This window comes from Tautonia marina (genome assembly GCF_009177065.1).
GTDB classification, from domain to species: domain Bacteria; phylum Planctomycetota; class Planctomycetia; order Isosphaerales; family Isosphaeraceae; genus Tautonia; species Tautonia marina.
Genome location: NZ_WEZF01000032.1, coordinates 32,083 through 43,960, shown reverse-complemented (window position 1 = coordinate 43,960; position 11,878 = coordinate 32,083). Strand labels below are relative to the sequence as shown.

The 11,878-nt window shown below is 64.1% G+C and carries 7 protein-coding genes and 2 pseudogenes; 5 read left to right on the top strand and 4 right to left on the bottom strand.

Going from position 1 to position 11,878, the window contains the following annotated elements; all coding sequences use genetic code 11:
* Nucleotides 1-792 precede the first annotated feature (792 nt).
* The 3 genes and pseudogenes from GA615_RS28800 to GA615_RS25930 all read right to left on the bottom strand — a co-directional run.
* A pseudogene (locus GA615_RS28800) lies at nt 793-1,212 on the bottom strand (fasciclin domain-containing protein); the annotation flags it as partial.
* A 1,218-nt stretch (nt 1,213-2,430) separates the two neighbouring features.
* Nucleotides 2,431-3,540 (bottom strand): annotated as a pseudogene (locus GA615_RS28795) (M6 family metalloprotease domain-containing protein); the annotation flags it as partial.
* Nucleotides 3,541-4,213: 673 nt separating this feature from the next.
* Nucleotides 4,214-4,861, bottom strand: coding sequence for a bifunctional 4-hydroxy-2-oxoglutarate aldolase/2-dehydro-3-deoxy-phosphogluconate aldolase (locus GA615_RS25930; protein WP_152054251.1), 648 nt, complete (start codon nt 4,859-4,861; stop codon nt 4,214-4,216).
* Nucleotides 4,862-5,298: 437 nt separating this feature from the next.
* Between GA615_RS25930 and modB the strand changes: the two genes are divergently transcribed.
* From modB to GA615_RS25910, 4 genes are all read left to right on the top strand, one after another.
* Complete coding sequence (gene modB, locus GA615_RS25925; protein WP_235905683.1) at nt 5,299-6,003, top strand: molybdate ABC transporter permease subunit; 705 nt, start codon at nt 5,299-5,301, stop codon at nt 6,001-6,003.
* Nucleotides 6,000-7,241 (top strand): molybdenum ABC transporter ATP-binding protein, encoded by a 1,242-nt coding sequence (locus tag GA615_RS25920; protein WP_152054250.1) that lies wholly within the window; start codon nt 6,000-6,002, stop codon nt 7,239-7,241. Before modB ends, GA615_RS25920 begins: the two co-directional genes overlap by 4 nt.
* 202 nt (nt 7,242-7,443) lie before the next feature.
* A complete protein-coding gene (locus tag GA615_RS25915; protein WP_152054249.1) occupies nt 7,444-9,231 on the top strand; it encodes a serine/threonine-protein kinase in 1,788 nt (595 codons plus the stop codon).
* Between the two features lie 58 nt (nt 9,232-9,289).
* Nucleotides 9,290-10,363, top strand: coding sequence for a hypothetical protein (locus tag GA615_RS25910; RefSeq protein ID WP_152054248.1), 1,074 nt, complete (start codon nt 9,290-9,292; stop codon nt 10,361-10,363).
* A gap of 47 nt (nt 10,364-10,410) precedes the next feature.
* Here GA615_RS25910 and GA615_RS25905 read toward each other — a convergent pair whose 3' ends face one another.
* Nucleotides 10,411-10,920, bottom strand: coding sequence for a DUF488 domain-containing protein (locus GA615_RS25905; protein ID WP_161602573.1), 510 nt, complete (start codon nt 10,918-10,920; stop codon nt 10,411-10,413).
* A gap of 115 nt (nt 10,921-11,035) precedes the next feature.
* On the opposite strand from GA615_RS25905, the gene GA615_RS25900 reads away from it, so the two are divergent.
* Nucleotides 11,036-11,857, top strand: coding sequence for a class I SAM-dependent methyltransferase (locus GA615_RS25900; protein ID WP_201750326.1), 822 nt, complete (start codon nt 11,036-11,038; stop codon nt 11,855-11,857).
* Nucleotides 11,858-11,878 lie beyond the last annotated feature (21 nt).

Here is an 11,878-nt window from a genome sequence, read left to right as displayed (position 1 = left end):
TGGCCTTCCCTGGCCGACGCCTTTGCGGAGTCCGCTTCGGATCTGCGTTTTGGATTCCTCGGTGGCTTCCCCCGCCGGCAAAACCGCCGCGCAGGGAAGCCGGTCGATCATTCCGAGGTCCGGTTTCAACGGGTTTATCGTCGCGGCCGGTTACACGGCTTGAGATGATCTCGGGGTGGCCGTCGGAAGCCGGCCCCGACCGCCGGCCCTCGATCGCGTGCCGCGACCGGCGGGCGGCGCGCCGTTTCCGTTGCAGGGTGCCCGATCGGGACGGGTCGTGATCAGCCCGACCAGCCCTTTGACCAACAACGGCTCCTCTTTACCTTGCGGCGGACTCATTCACAGACCGCGAGTGAAAATCGTTCAGAGTCGGATCAGGTGCGGCCACATGATCACCAATCCCGCCGGCGAGGGGCTGCGGCCACCTCGAAAGGCACGTCGTATTGTCAGATCAACGCACGCAGAAGCCTTTTGAGTTTGATCGCGGCGACCATGTGCGGGGGCACGCCGTTCCGGACAGAAACGCGATGCTCTGCACGCCTGCTTTTCAGGCGTCCTGTAGTACCCGTCCGCCGTTCGAGACGAAGGGCATTGGTAAACGAGGCGAGCAGCACGTTCGAAGCCGTAATACCCTCTCTACAGCGAAGATGTGCAGTCCCGATCGGGCGTTATGCGCAGTCTTTGTGAATTGACTGCAATCCGACCAATGGCCATGTGGACGAGACATTCCTCCCGGAGATCCATCTCGCCCCTCCGGCCCGGAAGCAGGAGGGGACGATTGGAGGCGAAGAATCACTCGGACGGCGGCAGGATGACTTTATCGATGACGTGGATCACACCATTCTCGGCCTCGATATCGGATTTAACGACCTTGGCCTTGTCGACCATGACCCTGCTCCCGTCAACCCAGATGGTCGCCTTGGCGCCGGCGGCGGTGTCAACCTTCTTGCCATCGAGCTTGACGACGTCAGCGGCCATGACCTTGCCCGGGACAATGTGGTAGGTCAGGATCTTAACCAACATTTCTTTGTTCTCGGGCTTCAGCAAGGCTTCGAGAGTGCCTTCAGGCAGCTGCGCGAAGGCTTCGTCCGTCGGAGCGAAGACCGTGAATGGGCCTTCGCTTTGGAGCGTTCCTGCCAGGTCAGCGGCCTTGATGGCAGCGACGAACGTCGAGAACTGGTCGTTGGAGGCGGTGGTTTCGACAATGTTCTCGCCATAGAACGGGCCGCCCAAACGAGCCATTGCCCTGAGCTTGCCACCATTGGTGTCCAAAGCCATCAGTTGCCGATCAACCTCGTCGAGGGGGCCGCCGAAACTCTCGGTCGACTTGCGGACACCACGCATCGCACCCCAGAGATCAGCCGCAACTTGGAGTTGGTCGACCATGGCGATTGCCCGTGCCCGATCCTTCAGCGCGATCGACTCGAAGACCTCCTCGGCGAATTTGGTTCCCGCGACTAACTTGTCGGCTCCCCATAAACCGCCGTCACGATCGTTGATATACCAGGCGAGCGCGCCCTCCGGATCCTGATGGGCCCAGGCCTCCATGACAAGGGGGAACGTCTCTCGAACAAACTCATATGTAGGATAATTTACTAAGGCTTCGACCGCTGCCTTCCCATTCTTCTGGGCTAGGTTCACGAGCAGGGTCTGACCGAGGAGCACAGACTGGCCGATCCTTCCCGGATCCGCGTGGTAACCGATCAGATTGACCCACACCTGATCGTCGAAACCCTTGGGTACCTTCCGCGAGAGGTCGATGTCTTGCAATTCATCGACATCCTCCCTCCGGATCGCCCTCCGCTCACCGAGTTCATCTTGCAAGACGATTCGTTCGGGATTGTCCTCGATCTTGAAACCCGAGAGGATATTACCAGCGAGGGTTGCGACCATCACTTGCGGCGGATAAGGTTCACCGACGGAGAAAGCCGGTCGGAGTTGAAAGTAGACTTCGAGAAGCTCCTCTACCTTTGCATCCGAACACGCCTGATCGAATTGTTCCAGAGAATCCAGATCGATCGGTGGCTGCCCGCTCGGTTCTGGGGAGCGATCGCCGACCTGGATCGATCGAGCTGCAGCGACTGCCAGCCTGCCGGACACGTCATCCCTCGTCTCCGAGCCTGTGATCCGCCGGTCTCCGGATGCTTCGGGCTCCTGCTGGAAGCCGACGCTCGCGATCATCAGGCCATCGTTCTCACGCAGGCCGCTCACGAAGACGTTCGTCGGGAGCCCCTCGTAGTTGTTCGAACTGGGCGGGGCGAAGGATTGCCCAACCGAGAAGAATGTGTCCGGCCCAGCCCTCTCGCCCTCACAGAAGTCCTCGGGCGAGTCGGCACGGACGAGGCGAATCAGCTTCCGGTTCGTGTAGGAATTGTCGTAAGAGAATTCGTCCTCGTCGGTGTCGACACTCGCATCGACATGCCAGATCAGAAGCCCTCTGCCCGGGATCGATCCTTCTCCCTCATCGTTACCGACCTGAGCTCGATATTCCGCAATGAACATTTCCTGATCTGGAGCATTTCTTCGAGATAGTCCCGGGAAGACCGCAACCCCCTTCGGGCCCGGCTCTTGGGAGCCCGCGGCGACCAGAGAAACCGTTTTGGGAGGCCCCGATCCGATCACTTCGAGCTCGATCCAATCGAGGAGCCAGCGGCTGAAGGCGTTGTGGTTCCCCCAGTTGCCATCCATCATGTCGAGGGAGCCGATTCCGCCGTCCGGCCCCTTGCCGCTCTTGTAGTCGTAATAGTCGGGGAGGCCGAAGGCATGGCCCATCTCGTGGATCAAGGTGTGCGGATTGAAGTCAGCCCCATTATCGCGTGTCTTGACAAACTGGAAGACGAACTGGTTCAACCGCTTTCCGTCGAATAGCCGGTGTTTGGCTTCCTCGACGAATTTCTGGAAGTTCCACTGATAGGCCCACCAGAAGCCGTACCACCCCGTATGCGGGCCAGTGTACAGGATGGTGACCAGATCGATGTCGCCGTCGTTGTCATTGTCGTACTGGGCGTAGTCGAACTCATCGTCCGCTGCCTCCATCGAAGCAGTGACCATGTCGAAGATCGCCTGGCAATCCAGCCTGGCCTGTTGCAGGTTCTGATCCGGTCCCTCCGGTGCCACTGCGGGTTCATAATCGGCGCGTTTTCCCGGTAAGAGGAACCAATCGAGCACATCGCCTCGCAGTTCGACACGCCCCTGAGAGGCTCGTCGGTAGTAGGCGTTCACGCTCTCATAAGGGAAGTATTTCTGCGCCGCTTCAGTCCCGCTTCCGTAGATGTTCTGGTGGATCTGAGAGGGGGTAAGACCAGGCAATGAAAAGGATGCACGGTAGTCTTTGAACTCGATGGGGACCGTCAGCGTGCGAACGGTTCCTTTGGACTTCAACTCCGGGTCCTTGGTGAACGGGAACGCCAGTTGAGGACCCCCGAATCCCCCTCTGCGACCCGGACGGGGTTGTGATCGACCACCGGCCTCGAACCCAGCCTTCTGGACCTTGTAGGACGCACGTTGCCGGAGCCCTTCGTCGAATCGATGAGGCTGCATCCAGCTCGCCCTCGCAAGCCTCTCCTCGTGGGTACCCGCCTCCTTCATCTTCTCGATCTCGCCCGGTTCGGGTACATCGAGGGCAGACGCGTATAGCCACCCACCCACAGGTAGGAACAAAGCAAACGAAGAGAACAAAGTTGCAATTCTTCTAGACATTTGCAAAGTCCTTTCACGAATCTGTTGCGCTTTAGTATTGTGACGGTTAACGGCCTCCCACACCGCATACTATAACCGGACCAGAAACGAGTCCAGCAGCCAGCTAACATGCGTTGGCATTTTCTATGATTTACCTCGCATCCCATGCCCGGCTGGGCAGCGAACCACGCGTCGGGCAGCAGCCCCGAGAGTCGGTCTCCGGGTGGTTCGGCAGCCGCACCAGCAAAGCCTTGAGGTAGGCGAAGGGTCGCCCCAGGTCGTCTACCTCATTCGTGTAGGGCCTGCAAATTCCCCATAAAATTAGGCATGATTTTCTGTCTGCCGCATAGATCCAAACAGAGGGCGCTAGGCGTCTCGATTCATCGAAAATTAGCAATTATGCATCTGGCCGACCTACGCCATCAGAATCTGGAAAAATGGGCTATCTGACAATGGAATGATGCGTGCGTTCTCCCTGTGTGTGCAACCTCTCGGGAAAGAATCCTTGTCGAGACGAAGCTCGGTGACCAGGCAGTTATTGGCCCCGGAACTTGCGGACGATGGCGACGTATTGCTCGGCGAGGGAGCGGAGGCGATCGAGATTGCCAGTGCGGATCGCTTCGGGTTCGACCATCGAGGAACCAACGCCAAGGCAGCAGGCGCCGGCCTTCAAGAAGGATTCGGCCGTGTTCAGATCGACGCCGCCGGTGGGCATGACGCGGACCTGGGGCAGGGGGCCGCGCAGGGCCTTCAGGTAGCCGGGGCCGCCAACGTCGGCGGGGAAGACCTTGACGATGTCGGCGCCGGCTTCCCAGGCGGTCAGGACCTCGGTCGGGGTGAAGGCGCCGGGCATGATGGCCTTGTCGTAGCGCCGGCAGAGGCGGATGACCTCGGTGTTGACCGTCGGCGAGACGAGGAACTCGGCCCCGGCCAAGAGGGCAGCGCGGGCGGTCTCGGGATCGAGAACGGTGCCGGCTCCCAGCACGATCCGATCGCCGAGCGCCTTGCGGACGACCCGGATCACCTCGGTCGCGTCGGGGACGGTGAAGGTGATCTCGGCGGCCGTCACGCCGCCATCGGCCAGGGCTCGGACCACGTCGGCCAGTTGTTCGCCGGATTCGGATCGGACGACGGCCACGATGCCGCAATCGAGCACGCGCTTGAGAGTCGCTTCGCGGGACATGGACGGAAGGTCTCCTTCGACAAAGGGAGGGGTGCGGGGTGGGGCTCGTCAGGATGAAAGACGGCCCCAGGAACGCCATCATCGCGGTCGGGGGTGGTCGAGGTCCACAGCGCGGCGGAAGTCGTCGCGCGTCGGGCGGGGGTTTCCCGGTTCGGAGCGGGCGGTTAGGGTAGTATCGCTTCCCTTCGAAGAATGATGCGTCCCCCTCGTCCTGGGTGGCCCCGATTGCTCGTCAACCGGGGTCGCGGAGCGACGAGCTGTCTCGGTGGGGCCTGCCACCGCCTCTCGCGGCTGCGCCGCCCCGGTTGGCGAGCAACCGGGGCCACCCAGAGCGCATCATTTGATTCGGATGGAAGTCGCAGGAGATCGCATCGAGCGAGACTCGGGAGCGACGATGCGGTTCGGTTCGATTCGGATTCGGGCGAGCGATCAATCGCGTGGTGGTGAGCATCGAGACGATCGGGCCGTTGCTGCTGTCGATCCGGGTCGCGCTCCTGGCGACTCTGGCGGTGGTCGTCGTCGGTCTGCCGATGGCGATTCTGCTGGCCCGGGGGCGGTTTCCGGGCAAGGGGTTGATCATGGGAATCATGACGCTCCCCCTGGTCCTGCCGCCGACGGTCCTCGGCTACGTTCTCCTGCTCCTGCTCGGCCGACAGGGGCCGATTGGGAAGGTGCTGGAAGGCGTGTTCGGCGGGGTGCCGGTCTTCCACTGGACAGGCTTGGTGATCGCGGCGACGGTGGCGGCGTTTCCGTTGTTCCTGCTGCCGGCTCGGGGGGCGATCGAGGCGGTGGACCCGGACCTGGAGAACGCGGCCCGATTGCTCGGTCGCCGGGACGCAAGCGTCTTGCTCCGAGTGACGCTTCCGCTGGCCTGGCGAGGACTGCTGGCCGGGGCCTTGCTCGCCTTCGCCCGAGCCCTGGGAGACTTCGGCGCCTCGTTGATGGTCGCCGGCGATATTCCCGGCCGCACCCGCACCGCCGCCATGGCCATCTATGATTCGGTCGAGGCCGGTCAACCGGCCAACGCCGCCTGGCTCTCGGCCCTGATCGCCTCGGTCGCCATCGTTCTCTTGATCGTGGTCAATCGGGTTATGCCCGGCTCAACCGAACCGAGGCGCACGCCCTTGAAGTCGGACCGATGAATGACTCCCTTTCCCTGAGGAACCGAGGAACCCCCCGCGCCGATCCTCCCGAACCTTCGGGACGGATCGACGGGGAGCATCCCTCCTCGACCCCTGCGCATCTCTCCCCGGGTGGTGACCTCCCAATGCTGGAGGTCGTCGTCCGGCATCGGGTGCATTCGGGGTTGCTCCTCGACGCAACCGTGAGCATCGGCCGCGAGGTGGTCGTGCTGTTCGGGCGGTCGGGGGCGGGGAAAACCAGCTTGCTCCGGCTGATCGCGGGGCTTCATCAACCTGACGAAGGACGGGTGAGCCTCGGCGGCCGGGTTCTGTTCGATCGGCCATCGCGGATCTGCGAGCCGCTGCGGACGCGACGGATCGGCATGATCTTCCAGCACGATCGACTCTTTCCTCATCTGAGCGTCGCCGGGAACCTCCAGTTTGGCCTCGTCGGTTGGTCGAAACCCAAGGCCCGCGATCGGGTGGCCGAGGTGGCAGCGCTCTGCGGGGTCGAGGGCTTGCTCGATCGGCGGCCGGGCACCCTTTCGGGAGGAGAGCGGCAGCGAGTGGCACTCGCCCGGGCTCTGGCACCGAGGCCGGAGCTGCTGCTCTGCGACGAGCCGTTCAGCGCCCTCGATCTGGACGCCCGAGACGCCCTGGTCGATCGTCTCCGCCGCATCCAGCGCCGCGAAGGGGTGCCGGTGCTTTACGTCACCCACAGCCCGGCCGAGGCCGTGCGCCTGGGTGATCGGTTGCTGATCCTCGAAGGCGGTCGGATCGTCGCCGAAGGCCCCCCGAGCGCGGTTTTGCGGAACCGGCGATCGGAGCTGACGACCGAGGAGAACGGATCGCCGCCGGTCGGCTCTGGATCGACCAGCCTCCGGGGGGTGGTGGTCGATCACGAGGACCCTTCAACCCGGCTGGCCATCGACGGCGGCCCCGACCTGATCGTCCCGAGGCTTGATCGCCCGATCGGGACCGACGTGCTGATTTCGGTCCCCGCCGAGGACATTGTCTTGCTGGTCGGGCCGGTAGGCGGGCTCAGTGCGCGGAACCTGATTCCCGGAACGGTCGAGCGCTGTGTCTCCCTTGGCCCCTTGACCGAGGTCGTTGTCACCTCCGGCGCGGTACGATGGCGTGTGAGCATCACGACCGAGTCGGCCGACGCCCTGGCGTTGCAACCGGGAGTCGCGGTTCGGATGATCGTCAGGGCACGAAGCGTTCGGGTCAGCCCCGAGGGATCTTCGGACCCCTCCTGATGCGGTCCGGTTGTTCTGGGCCGTATCTGGCAAAGCAGCTGAGCGGCCAGCCCGACGAGTCGGCCACGTTTTGACCGAGATCGCTCGGCCCCTCTCTCCCCCCCGTTCGGACCCAATCCCCCGACGTTCGAGTCCCGCGTCGGGCCGTTGCCTCCCCTGGCAATTCCCTTCCCTCGATCGAACGACTCTCCGAGCCGCACTGATGGAATCGTCCCGAGCCGAGCGTCCGCTGCCCTCAACCGATCGACTGGCCGAAACCCTCGACCTGGCCACGGCGCAGGCGATCGAGCGCGGCGATTCGACCGACCACGCTCCGGACTCGGGCAGCCAGATCCCTCAGGACGGCCGACCGGTCGAGGTGGTGGAAGGGGCGCTCGACCTGTCGGACGAGACGCGGCTCTTGCTCCGGGTTCGGCTCAGGGCCGTGGCCATCATCTTGCTGTCGGGCTTCGGCGCCTTTTTCGTCCGGAATCAGTTTCTCGACACGGAATCCGCCGGGGTCACCCTGTTCGTCCGGATCTTTCACGCCGTGGCTCTGGTGACGCAGGGGGCGGTGATCGCCTTGCTCTCGGAGCGGAACGACTGGTCGATGCGTCGGCTCCGGCAGTTCGAGTTCGCCCTGTTCAGTACGGCCCTGGCCTTCTTTGGAACCTTGCACTTCGCCTCGACCACGCGTTGGATCGAGCGGGGCGATACCGTTATTCGCAATGCGCTTGCCAGCCGAACCCCGGCCGATCAGGAAACCATCAGCGCTCTGGTTCAGGCCGCCGGGCGCCTGATCGCCAGCGTCGAGATGACGGTCATCTATGTGATGATTGTGATCATTCTCTATGGTCTGTTCATTCCGAACACCTGGCGACGGGCCGCCATTGCCGTCGGCCTGATCTTCTCGATCACGGGCTTGGTGCAGATGTCGGTGATGATTCGGACCGCCGGCCGTCGGTCGATGGTCGAGCAACTGGCGACCTTCGAACAGATTTCGACCAACCTGCTGATCCTGTTCCTCTCGGTCCTGATCGCCGTCTACGGCACCCACCTGATCAACGCCTTGCGGGTCGAGGCCTTCGAGGCTCGCCGGCTCGGCCAGTATGTCTTGCGAGGCCGCATCGGCGGTGGCGGCATGGGAGAAGTGCACCTGGCCGAGCACAAGCTCTTGAAACGTCCCTGCGCGATCAAGCTCATCCGGCCCGACCGGGCGGGCGACCCGGTCGCCTTGCGACGGTTCGAGCAGGAAGTGCGCGCCATGGCCCGCCTGACCCACTGGAACACGATCGAGGTCTATGACTACGGCCGAACCGAGGACGGTACGTTCTATTATGTGATGGAATACCTGCGCGGTCTACCACTCGACACGCTGGTCGAACGCCACGGGCCGCTCGATCCCGGCCGTGTCGTCTACCTGCTCCGCCAGGCGTGCGACTCGCTGGCCGAGGCCCACTCGGCCGGGATGATCCACCGCGACCTGAAACCGGCGAACCTCGTTGCCGCCATCCGCGGAGGGCGCTGCGACGTGACCAAGGTCCTCGACTTCGGCCTGGTCAAGACCGCCGGCAGCGATCAGGCCGATCCCGACGCCGACCCTGGGATCGACCGGCTCGACGTGGTCACTGGCACACCGCTTTACATGTCTCCCGAACAGGCAACCGGCGACCCGAAGCTCGACCTTCGGAGCGATCTTTACGCCCTCGGCGCCGTCGCCTACTACCTGCTGACCGGCCGACCGCCGCACCTGGGAGAAACCCCCTTGCAGGTGATGGCAGCCGTCGCAAGAGAGCCGGTCACCCCTCCGTCTCAGATCCACAAGACCGTGCCGGACGATCTGGAGCAGGTCGTCCTCCGCTGCCTGGCCAAGGACCCGCTTCGTCGGTTCCCGACGGCCGAAGCCCTGGAACAGGCCCTCGCCGCCTGCTCCTGTGCCAGGCACTGGGATGCCGCCGCCGCCGACTCGTGGTGGCGTTCGCACGAACCCGAAACCCTGGCGAGATCGTGATCCCGCCACCTTCCCCCCGACCTCTGGACGCTCGCCGCTCATGGACGCTGACTCACCAATGAACGCGATGATCCACCTGGCCTTTGCCTTCGATCTCGGCTACGAGATCGACCTGGAGCGCGCCCGGCCGTTGCTCTCGGGAGAGGCCGGCGGCCTGGCGCGAAGGCGTCGGACCCCCGAATCGATCCGATACCGTCCCGCCCCGCTTCGGCTGGCACTCGACGCCTCGGGAGTGGCCCTGCCGGCCCCGGCCCGATTGGTCGAGCCGGCCCGCGCCGACCTCTCTCTGTTCGACTTCGGAGCCATCTCCCTCGTCTTCCGGTTCCCGGTCAGCATGACGCCCGACGAGCTGCTCGCGCTCGCCGGAGAACTGGCCGAACCGACCGATCTGACCGCCTCGGCCCGACTGGTGCTCGCCCCCTGGCTCGACCGCATCCGGCCGGTCGTCAGCGAGTTCGAGGTGAGCGATCTGAGCGAGGAATACGTCATCTTCCAGCTCGGCGAGGCCACTCCCGGCTGGCTCGACGCTCGTCGGGAATGGCTGGCCGGGCTCGTCCGGCTCGAAACCGGCCCGCTGTCGCCGCAGGAGATTCAGGAAGCCACCCGCCTGTCGCTCTCGTACGCCCCGAACGACGCCATCGTGATCGACTGGGCCGCCGCCGTGGTCGCCGACCGCGATTGCGACGACACGATCCAGGTTCTCGAATTCGCCAATGTTCAGCTGCTCGAATACCGACACATCGACGACCGCCTCGACGACCGGATCGAGCGCGCCTACGCCACCATTCACCCCGATCGCCCTCGCATCCGATTGCCGATGGTCTGGTCTCCCACCCACAACGACGCCGTCCGCCAGGTCCGCGAGCTGGAAATTGAGGCCACCAGCCTGTTCGAACGGGCCGACAACGCCCTGAAGCTAATCGGCGATCAGTATCTCGTGCGCATCTACGACCTCGCCTCCGCCCGGTTCCACCTCTCCGAGTGGCAGAACTCGATCCGCCGCAAACTCGAAACCGTGGGGAACGTCTACGACCTCCTCCTCTCTCAGGCCGGCCACCGCCGCGCCGAGTTCCTGGAACTGATCATCATTCTTCTCATCGCCATGGAAATCGTCCTCGCCTTCTTCCGCTGACCCTCACCCTCTGTCTTCCTTCTCCCAACTTCCTTACTGCCTGCTGCCTACTGCCTACTGCCTACTACGGAAACGACCTCCAGCTCATCCGAGAAGAACCGATCGTTGAGTGCCGTTGCGATCACGGTTCGATGGCACCGGTTCGCCTCGGCGCAGGCACAGAGCAGGCAGACCACCGCCCCCGGTTCCCGGACCCGATCGGCCAGGCGGGCCAGGCCGCGATGCACGGGCCAGTCGCCCGAGGGGTCGGCCAGATGAGATCGCAAGACGGCCATGCTCGGGTCCTGCCGCTGCGGGTTGCCCAGTTCGACAATCCACTCATACGCAATCCCTGATTGCTTGAGCAAGGCCACGATCCCCGCGTCTCCCGGTTGCAGGTGCCAGGCCCGGGGTCCGTAGGTCCGTTGCGGGTCGAGGTCGGCCGAGCACGGAGCGAGCCGCACATCGACCAGCCGGGTGATCCCGCGATCGGCCAGCGCCTTCACCAGGCGATCGGCCCGCACCGGGGCCGCCCACGCGCCGTAGCCAACGGTCCAGATCTGCCGAGGCGCCGCCATGCCGATTACTCCTTTCTCCGCTTCGACTGGTCCCCGAGGCGATCGTCGCCTACCATGATCGGCTGGGGGAACGGGTTGCCGTCCCTCGACGATCCCGAGCCGAGAGGATACCATCATGCCCCGCCTCGCATCGCCGCTTCGCCTGAGTTTGGTCCTGATGCTCCTGCTCCTGGCAGGTCCCGCGCTGGCCCAGCAGGCCCGCAAACCCGCCAACCTGCCCGCATCGCAGGACCACGACCACGACCACGACGATCATCACCATCACGACGGCACCTATCGCGGTCGAGTCATCGCCGAGGTGATGAGCTACCTCGGCGCCAACTGGTTGATGCGGCCCACCCGGGTGCAGGAGGAACGGCCCGACGAGATGCTCGACTCGCTGAAGATCGAGCCGGGCATGACCGTTGCCGACGTCGGCGCGGGGGTCGGCTATCACGCCCTGAAGATGGCCGAGCGCGTTGGGCCCGAGGGACTCGTCTACGCCACCGACGTGCAGCCGCAGATGCTCCGGATGCTCAACCAGCGGGCCAGGCGGGCGCAAATCTCCAACGTCAAACCCGTGCTCGTGACCCAGGACGACCCCGGCCTTCCTGCCGGCGAGGTTGACCTGATCTTGATGGTCGACGTCTACCACGAAGTTTCCGATCCCGAGGCCACGCTTCGCGGCCTCCGAGCCGCGTTGAAGCCCGGCGGTCGGCTCGTGCTCGTCGAGTTTCGCGCAGAGGACCCGAACGTTCCCATCAAGCCCGAGCACAAGATGACCATCGCCCAGGCCCGCGCCGAGGTCGAGCCCAACGGCTTCCGCCTCAAGGAAGTCCTCGACTTCCTCCCCTGGCAACACATCATCATTTTTGAGAAACCCGAAGACGCAGCCGATGCCGATGTCCCCACCGCGGAACCCGCGGCGGCCGAGACCGAACCTGCCCCCAAGCCCTGACCGTACCACAAGGCCCCCGCC

Excerpts from the sequence above, each read along its gene's own strand:
- GA615_RS25930 (WP_152054251.1), bottom strand. The coding sequence starts at position 4,861 with ATGTCCCGCGAAGCGACTCTCAAGCGCGTGCTCGATTGCGGCATCGTG.
- GA615_RS25920 (WP_152054250.1), top strand. The coding sequence starts at position 6,000 with ATGAATGACTCCCTTTCCCTGAGGAACCGAGGAACCCCCCGCGCCGAT.
- GA615_RS25915 (WP_152054249.1), top strand. The coding sequence starts at position 7,444 with ATGGAATCGTCCCGAGCCGAGCGTCCGCTGCCCTCAACCGATCGACTG.
- GA615_RS25910 (WP_152054248.1), top strand. The coding sequence starts at position 9,290 with ATGAACGCGATGATCCACCTGGCCTTTGCCTTCGATCTCGGCTACGAG.
- GA615_RS25905 (WP_161602573.1), bottom strand. The coding sequence starts at position 10,920 with ATGGCGGCGCCTCGGCAGATCTGGACCGTTGGCTACGGCGCGTGGGCG.
- GA615_RS25900 (WP_201750326.1), top strand. The coding sequence starts at position 11,036 with ATGCCCCGCCTCGCATCGCCGCTTCGCCTGAGTTTGGTCCTGATGCTC.